Annotated in this window: 12 protein-coding genes and 2 pseudogenes; 6 read left to right on the forward strand and 8 right to left on the reverse strand. The window is 46.6% G+C overall.

The features are described from left to right. The 3 genes and pseudogenes from B5D35_RS08775 to B5D35_RS08785 form a co-directional block, all read left to right on the forward strand. A pseudogene (locus B5D35_RS08775) lies at positions 1–292 on the forward strand (IS5/IS1182 family transposase); the annotation flags it as partial. A gap of 56 nt (positions 293–348) precedes the next feature. Further along, positions 349–705, forward strand: a pseudogene (locus B5D35_RS08780) (DUF1097 domain-containing protein); the annotation flags it as partial. Between the two features lie 300 nt (positions 706–1,005). Next, entirely contained in the window at positions 1,006–1,854 is an 849-nt protein-coding gene (locus B5D35_RS08785; protein ID WP_078752217.1) for an AraC family transcriptional regulator, read from the forward strand. 81 nt (positions 1,855–1,935) lie between these two features. Here B5D35_RS08785 and B5D35_RS08790 read toward each other — a convergent pair whose 3' ends face one another. The 8 genes from B5D35_RS08790 to B5D35_RS08825 all read right to left on the reverse strand — a co-directional run bounded on the left by B5D35_RS08790 (position 1,936) and on the right by B5D35_RS08825 (position 10,252). Further along, positions 1,936–3,102, reverse strand: coding sequence for a MalY/PatB family protein (locus B5D35_RS08790; protein ID WP_078752218.1), 1,167 nt, complete (start codon positions 3,100–3,102; stop codon positions 1,936–1,938). Between the two features lie 129 nt (positions 3,103–3,231). Next, on the reverse strand, positions 3,232–4,221 hold the full coding sequence (locus B5D35_RS08795) for an alpha-L-glutamate ligase-like protein (RefSeq protein ID WP_078752219.1): 990 nt from the start codon (positions 4,219–4,221) through the stop codon (positions 3,232–3,234). Between the two features lie 4 nt (positions 4,222–4,225). Then, complete coding sequence (locus B5D35_RS08800; protein WP_078752220.1) at positions 4,226–5,731, reverse strand: inactive transglutaminase family protein; 1,506 nt, start codon at positions 5,729–5,731, stop codon at positions 4,226–4,228. A 33-nt stretch (positions 5,732–5,764) separates the two neighbouring features. Beyond that, positions 5,765–6,538, reverse strand: a complete 774-nt coding sequence (locus B5D35_RS08805) for an ATP-dependent zinc protease family protein (RefSeq protein ID WP_078752221.1) — start codon at positions 6,536–6,538, stop codon at positions 5,765–5,767. A gap of 92 nt (positions 6,539–6,630) precedes the next feature. After that, positions 6,631–7,602 (reverse strand): tRNA 5-methoxyuridine(34)/uridine 5-oxyacetic acid(34) synthase CmoB, encoded by a 972-nt coding sequence (cmoB, locus tag B5D35_RS08810; protein WP_078752222.1) that lies wholly within the window; start codon positions 7,600–7,602, stop codon positions 6,631–6,633. Positions 7,603–7,661: 59 nt separating this feature from the next. Further along, positions 7,662–8,390, reverse strand: coding sequence for a carboxy-S-adenosyl-L-methionine synthase CmoA (cmoA, locus tag B5D35_RS08815; RefSeq protein WP_078752223.1), 729 nt, complete (start codon positions 8,388–8,390; stop codon positions 7,662–7,664). A gap of 647 nt (positions 8,391–9,037) precedes the next feature. Continuing rightward, positions 9,038–9,514, reverse strand: coding sequence for a YybH family protein (locus B5D35_RS08820; RefSeq protein ID WP_078752224.1), 477 nt, complete (start codon positions 9,512–9,514; stop codon positions 9,038–9,040). A gap of 174 nt (positions 9,515–9,688) precedes the next feature. Next, on the reverse strand, positions 9,689–10,252 hold the full coding sequence (locus B5D35_RS08825; RefSeq protein ID WP_078752225.1) for a hypothetical protein: 564 nt from the start codon (positions 10,250–10,252) through the stop codon (positions 9,689–9,691). 679 nt (positions 10,253–10,931) lie between these two features. Between B5D35_RS08825 and B5D35_RS08830 the strand changes: the two genes are divergently transcribed. The 3 genes from B5D35_RS08830 (at position 10,932) to B5D35_RS08840 (ending at position 15,090) form a co-directional block, all read left to right on the forward strand. Beyond that, a complete protein-coding gene (locus tag B5D35_RS08830) occupies positions 10,932–11,720 on the forward strand; it encodes a TetR/AcrR family transcriptional regulator (protein WP_101210085.1) in 789 nt (262 codons plus the stop codon). A gap of 224 nt (positions 11,721–11,944) precedes the next feature. Then, entirely contained in the window at positions 11,945–14,278 is a 2,334-nt protein-coding gene (locus B5D35_RS08835) for an efflux RND transporter permease subunit (RefSeq protein WP_139367736.1), read from the forward strand. 17 nt (positions 14,279–14,295) lie between these two features. Then, positions 14,296–15,090 carry an outer membrane lipoprotein-sorting protein gene (locus tag B5D35_RS08840; protein ID WP_078752228.1) on the forward strand — a complete coding sequence of 265 codons (795 nt, stop codon included), beginning with the start codon at positions 14,296–14,298 and terminating at the stop codon, positions 15,088–15,090. Positions 15,091–15,094 lie beyond the last annotated feature (4 nt).

Below are 15,094 nucleotides of genomic sequence, written 5' to 3' on the forward strand. Positions count from 1 at the left end.
GGTTGCGCTTATCCCACCACGAGAAGGGGCTGCATTCTGGGAACAAGGACACCCTCGCAATTTAGCAGTAGGTTGTCAAAAGCTCTACGGCTCCAACAAGAAGTGGAAAAAGCGGTATGGCTATCACAAGCGCTCACTATCAGAGACAGCAATGTACCGAGTAAAACAGCTGCTAGGTAGGAAATTAAGCCTAAAAAATTACAATGCTCAGGTTGGCGAGACTTACGCTATGATCAAAGCGCTGAACAAGCTTACAGGACTGGGTATGCCTGAAACTCAGTATATTGCTTAAGAACCGAACAACTTTAGGCTGCCATGTCTTCCAACCGAATTAAGCAACAAAGCCGCGTAAAAGGTCTGGCTGGCAGCTTGTTGACTAACATGACAGGCGTATTCTGGGCGATGGTGATAATCGAAAGCTCGACCTTTGCGGGGTTAGAGATTTTAGGTTACGTGATCACGGCTATTGTTGCTTTCCTTCTGTGTATTCAAGCGAAACAAGCCTGGCTGGGATACATTCCAGGCACCTTTATCGGTTGCTGTGCGACATTCGCGGCGGGTGGTGATTGGCAGATTGTTGTGCCGTCTTTGCTTCTGGGTGGCGTGTTTGGATACTTGATGAAAGCGACAGGACTCTGGCTTCACAATAAATCCAACCCATCTTCCGAAGTAGACGCTTCGCATTCAAAGCAAGTGAAAGCCTAAAAGGGCGTCACGCAAACGCACAAAGCTTATCAACCCTGCTCAAATGACACACCCTCCCACGCGGGCTAGGAGGGTGGTGCGCTACCCATTCAAGCGTCACACCTTTCTATTCAGCACGTTCCAAAATACCGCCAGATTTTCTTCTGACGCTTTTCTTAACAAAGAATGCGGGTAGAGTGTTACTCCTTGATCGTGTTAACCCCAAAATGTTTTGAACGCGCGATGATCAGCAATTTTGGAAAAGTAATGATGACGCGACCTCGATAGGATCGTTACTGAATCATTTGTGAAGGACAATCAATGAGTAATGATCTGAATGCCGAGAGAATGAAGCACGTGCTGCATTTTATCGAGCGTAACTTGGATGAGGACATCGACTGCAATCAGTTGGCGGAAATTGCCTTTTATTCGAGGTTCCATTTTCATCGACTTTTTCAGGCTTATGCGGGAGAAAGTGTTTACGCATTTCGTAAACGCCTACTGCTTGAGCGAGCAGTGAAGCACCTTCAGTTTACCCGCGATAGTATTTCAGACATTGCGTATAAGTGCGGATACGAAAACCAAACCTCGTTTAACAAAGCGTTCCGTAAACAGTTTTTGATGAGTCCGAGCGACGTCCGAAAACAAATGATTTCAATCAATCGACCGATGGATTGCCCATTACCCAAAAGGATAGAAATCATGACGCCAGAAATTGTTGAATTAAACGATGTACCCGTGATCAGTGCCCGAGGAAGCGGCGAGTATTCGAGTGCCGCCTCCGAAGCGTGGGGGAAACTCATGGGATTTGCTTACAAAAACAGGCTGATGAATAAAGAGGTCAGACTGTTTGGTGTATCCTACGACGACCCAGACATGACAGACCCTGAGCGCATTCGCTACGATGCCTGTTTGGATATCGACGCTGATGTATCAAGCGATGTAGAGGTACGAAAGCAAGTCATTTCAGGTGGTAAATACGCCAAGTTTATCCATAAAGGCGCACACGAAAACTTTGCTGCTACCTACACCCACATTTTCAAAGAATGGCTGCCAACCAGTGGTTATCAACTCAGGGATGTTCCGTGCTTTGATATCTATCTCAATCGCGACCCACGAAGAACCAAGCCTGAAAACCTCAGAACCGAAATATACATTCCCATCGCTTAGCTTTCGCTAAGATTCAGCGCTCAAATCTGACAGACAAAAATAGCACCGAGGCAGGTGCTATTTTTACTTCCTCACAGCGCGTCAACTCAACCCCTGAACCGTCACTTTCATCCTTCTTAACGCCTCATCCAGCGTCTTTCGGGTACAGCCGAAGTTCAATCTGACAAACTTACGGTTACCGAAATCTAAGCCGGGAGATAGACCAACGCCTGCTTCTTCAAATAAGCGGTGTGGGTTGTCGACGGGGAGCTCGCTGCAGTCAATCCACGCAAGATAGGTGGCTTCAATGTGCTCAAGCTTTAAGTAGGGAAGTGCGTTGATTTCACGCATCAGCAGATCGCGGTGTCCCGCGAGGTAGCAAAGTTGTTCTTGTAGCCACGCTTCGCCATGTTCGTACGCGGCTTCTGCGGCAGTGAATGCAAGTACATTAACGCCGGGGACAATGCCGCGCTTCACCTTCTTAAAACGCTGGCGAATTTTAGCGTTCGGAATAATAGCAATCGATGCGCCAAGGCCAGCAATGTTGAAGGTCTTGCTGGGGGCCATCAAGGTCACGCTGCGCTGTGCTGCGCGTTCATTGATACTGGCAAACGGAATGTGTTTCAGGTGGTCGTCTAAAATTAGGTCACAGTGGATTTCATCTGAACATACCAATAGGTCATGCTTCTCCGCAAAGGCGAGCGTTTCTTCCAATTCTTCTTTTCGGTAAACGGTGCCGCCGGGGTTGAGCGGGTTACACATTTGCAGTAATCCGCCTTTGCCTGTCAGTTGCTTTTCGGCTTGTTCAAGGTCAGGGAGCCAACGGCCGTTTTTCAGCACCACAGGGGCTTTAACCAGCGGCCTTTCAGCAAACTTGGCAGAAGAAATAAACGGCGGATAGATTGGACTGGGGCTAATGATGGTTTGGCCTTCATCACTCAGGGCGCGCGCCGCGATATTCAGTCCACAAACCAATCCTGAGAGGTAAACCACACATTCAGGTTCAATGTGCCAGTTATAGCGGTCGGCCATGCGCTTCACAAAGATCTCAGTCAGGGTGTCAGATGCGTGGGAGTATCCAAACACGCCATGTGCGACGCGTTCTTGTAGTGCTTCGATAACGGCTGGTGGTGACTGAAAATCACTGTCTGCCACCCACATTGGCAGAATGTCGGTGCCTTTGTACTTGTCCCACTTGTCCCACTTGACGCTACAGCTTGGTGTTCTGTCGACATCTTTATCGAAATCAAACGGGGAAGAGTCTGCCATGTTGCTTTCCTTGCACATTGATTTCATCAAAGCTTACTGAAAGATAAGGGGGAGCGTAAAGCAGACAAATGGGGGAGTGTGATAATTTAGCTGACGCACAAACAAAAAATCGGGCCGAAGCCCGATGTTCTAATTTTTGTGTCCCGGCGTGTGGGTGCCGTGGAAGTGTTTCGACACATAGGCCACACGATCGGCAGGTGTCGTTGGTGTGGCAGTCTCGCCTAAGGCTTCAATATGGCGAAGCCTTGGCAGCAAGCCACAACCGTTTGCGATTTGAATAGCCAAACCAGGACGAGCATTCAGTTCCAACACCATCGGGCCTTGTACTTTATCGAGCACCATGTCGGTGCCTAGATAACCTAAGCCTGTCATTTCCCATGCGCTTGCTGCCAACGTCAGCAGTAACTCCCAATGGGGAACGACTAACTCATTGAGCAATCGACCTGTATCAGGATGATGTTCGATGGGGCGATTAAACTGCACGGCGCGCAATGCTTTACCTGTCGCGATGTCGATGCCGACACCAACAGCGCCTTGGTGAAGATTGGCTTTACCGTCTGAGGCGGTGGTAGAAAGTCGCATCATTGCCATGACAGGGTAACCTTTAAACACGATAACGCGAATATCTGGCACACCTTCGTAGCTGAAGCCGTCAAACACATCATCGAATTGAATGAGGTTTTCCACCACGGCCACGTCGTTCTTACCGCCCAGAGAGAACAAACCCGCCAGTGTGTTGGTGATGTGACGTTCGACTTCCTGTTTGCTGACCTCTGAACCCGATGGCTTTTTGTAAACGCCATCTTTGTTTGAGGTCACCACCAGAATACCTTTACCGCCCGAACCCTGAGCGGGCTTTATAACAAAGCCCGGCCAGTCCTTTACCATCTCATGAATGGAAGGGACGCTATGCTGTTCACTGATCACGCCAATCAGTTCGGGAACGGTTGCTCCGGCTTGCTGCGCGAGGCGTTTTGTTTTTAGCTTATTATCGACCAGCGGGAACAGTTTGCGACTGTTGTAGCGGCCGATATAGCTGATATTACGGCGGTTCATGCCCATAATACCTGCGCGGTTGAGCTTAAAGGGTGAAGTGTACTTTTCTAGAAAACTAAACATAGGTTTAGTCCTTCACCAGCGGTTTAAAGCGCTTAAGCTCGCTCAGGCGGTAACCTGTGTAGTTACCCAACATCAGGATCACAGCGAGAATCACCAACTGAATACCGATGAAGTTGAACGTGATGTGACGAACCAGTTCGTTGGTCATCGCAAGGTAAACCAGTACTGCGGTCAGCAGTGAGCCACCACCTTGCACGAGTACTTCCTTCGCGCCTTCTTCTTCCCAAAGAATCGACATACGTTCGATGGTCCAAGACAAAATGATCATCGGGAAGAAGGTAATGGATAAGCCTTCTACCAAGCCAATCTTAAAGGCCACCACGGTAAATACCGAGATGATCATGATAACTGTGATGATAACGGCCGATATTCGCGCCACAAGGAGCAAGTTAAGCCGCGACAGGTAACTTCGGATAATCAGACCTGTACCGACAATCAGCAAGAAGCCGACGATGCCTGGTACCAACTGGGTTTGTACGAAGGCCACCGCAATCAGTACGGGCATAAAGGTCCCCGAGGTTTTCAGGCCGACCAACACACGCAGAAGTACCACAATCAGCGCACCGATAGGCACAAGCATGATGGTTTTAAACATCGCTTGTTCTTCGATTGGTAGGCTGTGAATCGAGAAGTTCAGCAGGCTTTCTGCCTGGATTTTCTCGTTGGTTGCCTGTTGAGGGCTGATGTCCTGAGAAATAATCGAGAAGCTGACTTGGCTGTTTGTGCCGCCCATCACTTCCAGCAATGGCATGCCTTTTTCGTTCCAAAGCAGCAGATTGTCCGGTGAGCCTTCTGAGCCCGTTTCGATGTTAAACAACTGCCAATTGGTGTTGTTCCAAATCTCGACCATTGGAATGATATTTTGGCGGCGGCGACCATCTTCTAACTGAAGGGCTCCCACAACGCGGCCATGGATACCTTCCAGCGAGAGAATGGCAACAATCGCGTTTGCTTTACTCATCTCTTTGGTTATGAGCGCAGCGTTCTGACTGTCTTTGTCATTGAACTGTTTGATCAGTTCTCGCGTCAGCGTGGCATTATCCGCGGAGCGAGCTCTCGCTTGATCCAGCATGGCTTCGGCGGCGGTTTTTATCGGGCCATCAAGAGCTATAGGAGTCACCTCACCCAGTGGTGGTTCCGTTGGCACTTTTGCATTTTCATCAACCAACATCTGGTTTTTGAAATACAAGATTTGCTGGCCATAGGCTTCGCGTTTTGTCCATTCTGCGCGACGGCCGTTTTCGGTATTCACCAATGCAAAACCGTACCCAGGAGAGCTGGTGTTTTCATTGATGAGGGTAAAGCCTTTTTGGGTGTCCGGTGTCGCAAGTGAGACGGTTACCGGTTCACCTTTGGCGTCAAATTCAACACGGGCTTCCACTTCCCATACTTGATGTTTCTGTCCTGCTGTCCATGGCACACCGTACACGTCGTGACGGTAAATGCTCATGCCCATTCCCACGATGATCAGCAGACTGATGAGTAGATAAAAGGGGATGCGTGAAGTCATTTTTTCCTCATTGCTCGCACAGTTAACCGTGCGTTATTTCTGTTCGGCGGCAAACTTTGGATGAATGTATGACTGACTAACGTCAACCACGGCGATGTCTTTGAAGAACTCGCGTCCCAGCAGCACAGGAAATTCCATTTGAGAGCGGTCAGCCAGTGTGAACTGAGTTTTCTCATGAAGATCACCAAGACGAACACGAAGCTCGATAACTGGGCGTCGCTCTAATTCTTCTGCAGATGCCTGACGAATTTTCACCCAACGTTTAACAGGGGCTTCAATGGTTGCGACAGGCAGCGCTGCTTCTTCTTTGTTTTCTTTCTTGGGTTCAGTGTGAGCAAGCTTAAAGCTTACCCAGGTCTTTCCATCACGTTCGAACTCTTGAATGTCAGTGGCGTTCAGTGACGATGTGGTTGCGCCTGTATCGACGCGTGCGTGGTAATTTGAATTTGCTGCGTCAATCCAAACCCACTCGGTCTCACCTAGAATGGTTTTGTTTTGCGCTTGTGGTACAGGGATCTCTCTGTCCACGTAAACCACTTTCGGCTCCGGCTCGTTAGCCACTTGTCGCGCTTGCGTGTTACTCACTACTTTCAGTGTGTCTGACATATCTGCAACTTGCTGTTCCAGAGTTGCTATTCGCGATTGTTGAGAGTCGAGGTTGTCGTTTAGCGCGACGTAATCGGTCTTAAGATTGGTCTCTATGTTATTGATAGCGTCCAATGTTTGCTGATGTTGTTCTTGGGATGTCAGGCTGCAGCCAGAAAGAACGGCAGAAAAAAGAATCAGCAATCCGCTGCGAGTTAGCATATGGAGCTCCGAGCTGAGAGATTAAGGAGTTGAATTTATGGAGTTTAGTTTATCTTGAAAAAAAGGGTGCGAGAAGCACCCAATGTCATAGATTAGTCAGGATTTCGTGCGACCAGAATAGCGCGCTTCGGTGCAGGATAACCTTCAATGGTTTTGGACGGATCGTTTGGATCCAGATAGTCAGGCAATGAGTTATGCGTCATCCAACCTGTGGTGCGTTGTTCATCTGCTGTGGTGACACATTCGTCCACGATACGGACATCAACAAAGCCCACTTTCTCTAACCATACCTTGAGTGCTTTCGCCGATGGGAAGAAGTAGACATTGTGCATTTGCGCGTAGCGATTGAACGGCACAAGCACGGCATTTTCATCGCCATCAATGACCAGTGTTTCCAACACAAGTTCACCGTTTTTTACCAACTGGTTTTTCAATTGGATCAAATGGTCAAGTGGTGATCGACGATGGTACAACACACCCATACTGAATACGGTGTCAAATGCTCGCAGTTCTGGCAGTTTCTCTATACCCAGAGGAAGCAAGTGAGCCCGTTGGTCGTTGCCCATTAAGCGGCGAATGGCTTCAAACTGCACAAGGAAGAGCTCTGACGGGTCGATACCTACTGTCAATTCTGCGCCTTCACCCAGCATGCGCCACATGTGATAACCATTACCACAACCCACGTCTAGTACGTAGCGGCCTTTTAGGGGAGAGATATGAGGCAGAACGCGGTCCCATTTCCAGTCAGAGCGCCATTCCGTATCAATGTGAATACCATGAACATGGTATGGGCCTTTGCGCCAAGGGTGGAAAGAACGCAGCAGGTTCTCATATTTAGCACGCAGACCTTCTGATAATTCGCTGTCCGAGCCTATGGTGACGCTGTCTTTGATGTCGACATGCGAAGGCGCATCTATAGGGATCTTCTTCAATACACGCATCCACTTCGGTAAATCACCGTGCGGCTGGTTTTGCCATTCTGACAGTTGTGCTGGCAAAACGTTTAACCAGTTCTGGAGGCGGTTCTTGGCGATCAGTTGGTAAAAATCTGAAAAATTGAACATGGGTATTCTTTCTGTTTAGGTTGGCGTTCAAGTGTTTCTCTCAAACACCAACGTTTTCATTATTTAATGGCGAACATGGAACCGAAGTTAAAGCACTGGAACCAAACTGCGGTGCTGCTGAAGCCAATATTGCTCAGTCGCTGTTTGTGGCAATCGATGGTATCGGGCTTCATGACATTTTCTAACGCGCTGCGTTTTTGGCTGATTTCCAGCTCGCTGTAACCGTTAGCACGCTTAAAATCGTGGTGTAGGTCGATCAACAACTCATTCGCGGTTTCATCTGCAAAGCTGTATTTCTCTGACAGGATCAAAATGCCGCCCGGTTTTAGGCCCGCGTAAATTTTTTCTAGCAGGGCTTGGCGATCGTCCGGGACTAAAAATTGTAGCGTGAAGTTCAGTACCACAACTGACGCGTTTTGGATGTCAACGTGACGGATATCGTCTTCAATGATGTGTACATCCGTCTCAGACCGGTATGCGTTCACGTGCAGGTTGCAACGTTCAACCATGGCAGGAGAATTATCAACGCCAATAATGGTGCAGTTTGCTGCTTTGATATGGCGACGCATAGACAACGTGGCAGCGCCCAGAGAACAACCTAAATCGTAGATGTTCGAACCGTCCGTTGCGTAGCGCTCTGCCAGCATACCTATCGCCGAGATAATATTGCTGTAGCCCGGTACCGAGCGTTGAATCATGTCCGGAAAAACTTCGGCAACATTTGCATCGAATGTAAAGTCACCCAGTTTTTCAATCGGCGCAGCAAAAATGTTATCGCGATTGGCCATCTGAACCTGCCTTAATTTGCGCACATGAGTCCGTTTCAACATCCTAACGTACCGTGCTCTGTTAATGCTGTGGCGTTGGGGTCCGTCCAACACCAAAAAGGCGCGTATTGTAGAGAATTTTGCCGTCCTTGTCTCTATGTCCGCTGTAGAATCGAAATGAATTAGAGCATGTTGTTTATGGAGGGAATTGGTTTCTCGTCTTCACATTTGTTTCTAGTGCAATGATTTTTCGAAAGGACTCGCGATGAAAGCGAAAACCGTATAAGGGCTGTCAGCGTGCACTGGACTCTAAAAAGCCTACTACAACGACTGTTAAGTAGAGAGACTCGTGTATACAGAGGCGTACGATAAGTATTTGACGAATATTTATGGTTAAGAGAACAGCGTCAGGGCAAGATCACGAAGTAATTCGGGTCACACTTTTCAATTCAATTGAGGAAAAACAATTCAGTTTCCCACGTTTTTTCTGCCTGAACTAAAACAAAAATGTGATAGATATATACTCTTTCCTTGAGTCGTTGTTTGGCTTGACTTTAGATATGACACCAATTTCAAGCCAAACCATACGCCCGTGAATTTCAACGATAGTTTCAATGTTTGTGAGAGTGAAAGCTCAAAGTCAAAATCACGTCAGCTACGTTTAACTATTATTGACTTTTATAAGTGTTTTGGGTGCTGATGATTCGCCACTTTCCCTTTTTGTTTCTCTTGAAAATATGGGTGAAAATTCCGTTCCTTGGGCAAGGTCTGCCTTCAACGCAGTTTAAATTTTGCAACTCCCAGTTGACATAAGCTATCGCTGTGTTTTTATCAATTCGCTTTATGTCTAAATTAATTACTTTAAACAATGTTCCATTGAGAAATGTGTCAAATATTTGCTGATGTCTTTCTGCAATGGCTTCTTTACCATCAAATCTTGTTGAGAAAATATTAATAAATACAGAGTTTTTGCTGAAAGGTCGTGCAAACATTTCGCCATTTTGCATTTCCCAGCCTTCTACGTAAAGATCTACTTGTTCGGCTATTTTAGAATGAATAGTGATGCTTTTATCGTGTGAGAATGCATTACTAGCCATACCAAATCCTAATGTTAATAACAATATTATCGACTTTACAACTTTCATCGTGTCTTCCTCTCCTTGGGTTGAGTTAGGCTCAAACCTAGCCGTTTGATGTGTAGGTTAATTTAGGCGTGCTCGATCTGTTTTGCTCAAAAAAACCGCAATCTTGCACTGAGAACAAAGTGATACTCGGTAACACCATTTATTCTGATGTTACCGAAATTTTATATCGTATCGTTATTGAGCGTAAGGATACTCAGCACGCTCAATTTTTCTTTTCTTATAAGTGATCATCGCAGGGTTTTCCTTTATGAAAGTTTGTACGCATTTCACAAAGTCCAGTCTGCGTTTTTCTGGTTCTCTACAAACGGCCTTATTTCCCACTATGCCTTCTGAGCGTAATTGTTTATAGCTATAAGGGATATGAATAGCGACGTAAAGATCTGGTTTTTTCTTATAGATAAAAAGAACCTTTTTATTAGGCTTTTCTTTTTGCTGCTTCACACAAGACCCAAACATTTCAAAGCCAGGTGCGCCTTCACAGACCTTTTGGAAATGGTTATTTGAGTAATCAAAGTTGTAATAGCCATTCTCATCAACTTTGTCTTCAAAGTCATTAATGAAGTTTTTAACCAACATGGCTTCATCTTTACTCATTGTCTTTGATTTTTTTCCGTGTTTCTCGCAAGTTTGGAGGTTGTTGACATCACCAGCATACGTGGTTCCAGAAAGCGCTCCAATCATTACTGAAAATAGAAATATTTTTTTTAACATCATTTGTCCCTTCACTTGATTTTTCATGCATAATTATGCTTTCTCTTCAATGAGAGCATTGATGCTCATTACGATTAATCAGAAAGAGAAAGCACGAAATGTTTTCATTTTCCTGAATTTAAAGCTCACGCTAACGCCGAAAACTACCGCCAGGTGTGATTAATAGAATAAAGAGAAGATGAGTTGATGTTTTTCTCAATAGTTACAATTTATGTATTTATTTTTTGTTTGTATACTTAAATAATACGAAAGCATTAATTTTTATTATTGGATGGTTTGGCATGATTTAAATATTAATAGTGTAAAGGGGTGAAAATCTGGATGCCTTTCTTTGGATGTGTCAAAAATATTATCCACAAAGAAACATGATCTACAACGAAACGTGGCGAGCGGGGATATCATTTCTTCTAAAGTTTCGCGTTTTTCCACCCCATTCATTTCAATAGACGGCCAACGATAGTTTATGTTCTCGATGACAAGCACGTAGTCTCTACGCCAAAATGACGAGAGCCTTAGTCTTTAACCCGTTTTGGTATTGCTCTGAGGTCATGTCGTTGAATGCTATTAAAAAGGAGATTGAAACAATGTTTTCTCGGACGTTTTTCGCGTTGAGTCACATTTTTCAAGTGTACTGAATAGGAGAGCAGTCGCAGGTCAAACGTAATCCATGCTATAAAACAAGTGGAACAATCCAATGGAGTCGTTGATGCAAGAAATCAATTTAGCAGCGTTAACCACGCAAGATCCTAATGAAGATGCCACCTTGAGTCGAAAGCAGCGCGCTATTCTTGAGCGAGAGAAAGAACTGCTTGAGATTGCGAAAGCGGTGGTCGCTCGGGAGGGCTTCGCTCAACTGACGATGGATAAAGTAGCCGCTGCGAGCACCTACTCCAAAGGGACTGTCTATAACCACTTCAACAGCAAAGAAGATTTGATTGCTGCTTTGGCCATTGAAGCGCTCAGCAGAGAGTTGCCCATGTTCAAGCGTGCCTTAGACTTTGATGGCAGCAGTCGTGAAAAGTGTATTGCGATGCATGCTGGCTATTTTGTGTTTTCACAATTGGATCCCATTCTTTCAATGTGTGCATTGGTGAGCCGTACACCTGCGGTGACTGAGAAAAGTGCACCTTGTCGTTTGAAAAAGCTCGATTCTTTAGAAGAAATTGCTGTCGCCATTGGTGATGCATTTGTGCAATCTGGAATTGATGCAGGGGATCTTGTGGTTCGTGAAGGTGTAACGAAAGACAACCTCGTGTTTGCCAACTGGGCAATGGGTTTCGGCACCAACGCACTGGTGAATAACGCGAAACATAGCAGTTGTGTGGCAAGGCAGCTAGGTACCAATATCGTCCTTCAAAACATCAACTTTTTACTTGATGGTCTTGGTTGGAAGCCACTTTCTTCAGAATTCGATTATCAAGACACGTGGAACCGTGCTCAAAGAGAATTATTCTCTGAAGAGCTAGCTTTACTAACTCAATCTTCTGAATTGTGACGATTCGTCAAAAACACCTTCACATTGGCTAAATGTTGCCCTATATTGACAAAACGTCAGTAATGACGAATCGTCATATTTACTGTGAATACCCATTGTTAAAGCACCGAGTGCTTTTTAAAAAACATGTGTTGACGAAACGTCAATTTCACAGAATCTGTCAGGGAAGTAGTAGACCAGCCAAGCTGGTTTTTTTTATCAGAGTATATGACGGATCGTCACAAATGGAGAATGTGATGAAACGTGATTTAACCCAATGGCCGACAGCAAGGCCTTGGCTGTTCTTGTTCCTTAGTGTGTTTATTTCGCTATTGGCAGCATTTGGGGCCTCTAAGCTTTATTTCCGCGGAGACTACCAAATCTTTTTCGATGAAGGTAACCCGCAACTCCAAGCGTTTAAAGAGCTTGAAGCGACCTTCAACAAAACCGATACACTTGCGATAGTTGTGGCGCCCAAAAACGGTGATGTCTTTACGCAAGAAAACCTTTCTCTGATCCAATACCTCACTGAAGAAGCGTGGCAAACTCCCTTCGCAAGCCGCGTTGATTCAATCACGAATTATCAGCATACCTCTGCGGAATTGGACGATCTGCTCGTGGAAGATCTTGCTGCTGATTACATTGAGCTAGATGCTGCTAGGCGGGCGTACATCCGTGATATTGCGCTGAATGAACCTCGTCTGGTGAATTCGGCAATCTCTCAAGACGGTAGTGTGTCTGTTGTCACGGTGACCTTTCAATTACCGGAAGGTGATCAAACCGTTCAGGTCAATGAAATTGCGTCGTTCACCAAAAACGTATTAGCAACCGCCAGTGAGTCGTACCCTAACGTTGAGTTCCATCTGGGCGGTATCATCGCTATGAACACGGCGTTTGCGTCTGCGGCAATGGAAGACGGTAACACCCTTGTTCCTATGATGTTCCTCGTCATTTTGGTGTTTCTCGGCCTTATGTTGCGCTCTTGGAAGTTTGTTGCAGCGACGTTAGTGGTGATAGTACTCACTATCGTCAGCACGATGGGATTGCTTGGTTGGGTGGGCCATTATCTCAATAACGGTACCGTGAATGTGCCGACGCTCATCATGACGCTTGCAGTGGCGGACTGTGTACACCTGATTACTTCCTATGTGCATGGTCTTCGCGAAGGCAAAGACAAATCCGCTGCGATTAGCTATGCATTGCGCGTCAACTTCCTTGCATTGCTTATTACGTCGGTGACGACATCGATTGGTTTCTTGATGATGAACGCCTCTGATTCACCTGTTTTGCGTGATATGGGGAATCTGGCAGCCGTCGGTGTGATGATCGCCTTCTTCTTGTCTGTCACTTTGCTTCCGGCGATGCTCAAATTGATGCCGATGAAAGTGAAGCCTGCCAAAGAAAGCGGCAGTAAAGTCATGACGTGGATTGCTGACACCGTCATTAAGCAACACAAGTTGGTGCTCCCAGTCAGCGTGGTGTTGGTCGCGATCACGGCTACCTTGATGGTGCAAAACCAAGTCAACGACAACTCAGTTGAGTACTTTGGCCCTGAAAATACCTTCCGTCAGGCGGCTGACTTTATGGAAGAAAATATCAGTGGGACAACCGCTATCAGCATCTCCATTAAATCTGGCGCCCCACAAGGGATAACGCAGCCAGACTTTTTGAAAAGCGTGGATGGTTTCACCAACTGGCTACGTGCTCAGCCAGAGGTTGACCATGTTGCTTCTATCACCGATACGTTCAAGCGACTGAACAAGAACATGCACGGTGATGATAACGCTTACTATCGCCTTCCGGCTGACCCTGAACTCGCAGCGCAATATCTGCTGCTGTATGAGATGTCTCTGCCGTATGGTCTCGACCTCAACAATGAAATCAATATTGATAAGTCAGCGGTGAAGTTACTTCTTACCATCGACAACCTCGGTAGCGTGGAATTGATTGATCTCGAAGCGCGGATGGACAATTGGTTTGCAGTGAATGCGCCGATGTACGAGATGAGCTCTTCGGGTCCTAATCTTATGTTCGCGCACATTGGTGAGACCAACATGGCGAGCATGCTAAAAACTCTGCCTATCGCACTGGTGCTCATTTCAGGTCTGTTGGTATTTGCACTTCGTTCATGGCGACTCGGTGCCATCAGCCTGGTTCCTAACTTGGTGCCTGCCGTCATCGGTTTTGGGGTGTGGGCGGTAATTTCAGGTGAAATTAACTTAGGCCTTTCTATTGTTATCACCCTGACGCTGGGCATCGTGGTCGATGACACCGTACATTTCCTGTCGAAATACCGTTATGCCCGTTTGCAGGGACGTAATGTGGAAGACGGCATCCGCTATGCGTTCAGCACTGTCGGTCGAGCACTTTGGATCACCACGATGGTGCTAGTGGCAGACTTTAGTGTGCTGGCGACCTCGGAATTCCGCCTGAATGCAGATATGGGCATGCTGAGTGCCATGGTGATTTTCATCGCCCTTGTCGTTGACTTCATCTTGCTTCCTGCCGTTCTGCTTGTGGCAGATCGCAAACCTTATGCTCGCGAATCAGAAGAACTGGCGACACAAACAGCGCAATAACTTTCAAGGAGTGAACAATGAGCGTGATTAAAAAAATATCGAAAGCGGTGGTCGTGGCCCTGAGCCTAACCAGTGTGTCTCTTCCTCTCGCCGCGGACGAAGCGCGTGGGCTGGAAATAGCGAAAGAGCGTAAACAGCGTGATGAAGGTTGGGGTGACAATGTGTCAGAACTGACGATGTTGCTACAAAATGCCGCAGGGGATACCAGCGAGCGCAAACTTCGTATCAACACTCTGGAAATTGCAGATGATGGTGACAAAGGGCTCACTATCTTTGACGAGCCGCGTGACGTTCGCGGCACCGTCTTCCTCAATTATTCACATATTGAAGGGCCAGACGATCAGTGGCTTTACCTGCCAGCACTGAAACGGGTGAAGCGTATCGCGTCACGCAATAAGTCTGGTCCGTTCATGGGCAGTGAGTTTGCTTATGAAGACTTGAGCTCCTTTGAGTTGGAGAAATATACCTTCAACTATTTGGGTGATGCACAGGTAGAGGGATTGGATAGTTACATTCTTGAGCAAATTCCAACGGACAAATATTCAGGGTATACACGCCAGAAAGTGTGGTTGGACAAAGAGCATTACCGTCCACTGAAAGTCGAGTTTTACGACCGACGCGATACCTTACTAAAAACGCTGACCTTCGAAGATTATCAGCAGTATCTCAATCAGTACTGGCGCGCGCACGAGATGGTGATGCAAAACCACCAGACGGGCAAAATGACAACGCTTACCACAAGCAAATTGGCGTTTAATACTGGCCTGAAAGAGAAAGATTTCTCGAAATCCAGCCTTAAACGTGCGCGCTAGGAGG

The organism is Enterovibrio nigricans DSM 22720, assembly GCF_900167155.1.
Classification (GTDB): domain Bacteria; phylum Pseudomonadota; class Gammaproteobacteria; order Enterobacterales; family Vibrionaceae; genus Enterovibrio; species Enterovibrio nigricans.

What these genes read in the sequence shown, in the direction of transcription:
- B5D35_RS08805 (WP_078752221.1), bottom strand. Translation starts at nt 6,538, where the DNA reads ATGCTAACTCGCAGCGGATTGCTGATTCTTTTTTCTGCCGTTCTTTCT.
- B5D35_RS08795 (WP_078752219.1), bottom strand. Translation starts at nt 4,221, where the DNA reads ATGTTTAGTTTTCTAGAAAAGTACACTTCACCCTTTAAGCTCAACCGC.
- B5D35_RS08830 (WP_101210085.1), top strand. Translation starts at nt 10,932, where the DNA reads ATGCAAGAAATCAATTTAGCAGCGTTAACCACGCAAGATCCTAATGAA.
- B5D35_RS08800 (WP_078752220.1), bottom strand. Translation starts at nt 5,731, where the DNA reads ATGACTTCACGCATCCCCTTTTATCTACTCATCAGTCTGCTGATCATC.
- B5D35_RS08825 (WP_078752225.1), bottom strand. Translation starts at nt 10,252, where the DNA reads ATGAAAAATCAAGTGAAGGGACAAATGATGTTAAAAAAAATATTTCTA.
- B5D35_RS08840 (WP_078752228.1), top strand. Translation starts at nt 14,296, where the DNA reads ATGAGCGTGATTAAAAAAATATCGAAAGCGGTGGTCGTGGCCCTGAGC.
- cmoA (WP_078752223.1), bottom strand. Translation starts at nt 8,390, where the DNA reads ATGGCCAATCGCGATAACATTTTTGCTGCGCCGATTGAAAAACTGGGT.
- cmoB (WP_078752222.1), bottom strand. Translation starts at nt 7,602, where the DNA reads ATGTTCAATTTTTCAGATTTTTACCAACTGATCGCCAAGAACCGCCTC.
- B5D35_RS08820 (WP_078752224.1), bottom strand. Translation starts at nt 9,514, where the DNA reads ATGAAAGTTGTAAAGTCGATAATATTGTTATTAACATTAGGATTTGGT.
- B5D35_RS08785 (WP_078752217.1), top strand. Translation starts at nt 1,006, where the DNA reads ATGAGTAATGATCTGAATGCCGAGAGAATGAAGCACGTGCTGCATTTT.
- B5D35_RS08835 (WP_139367736.1), top strand. Translation starts at nt 11,945, where the DNA reads ATGGAGAATGTGATGAAACGTGATTTAACCCAATGGCCGACAGCAAGG.
- B5D35_RS08790 (WP_078752218.1), bottom strand. Translation starts at nt 3,102, where the DNA reads ATGGCAGACTCTTCCCCGTTTGATTTCGATAAAGATGTCGACAGAACA.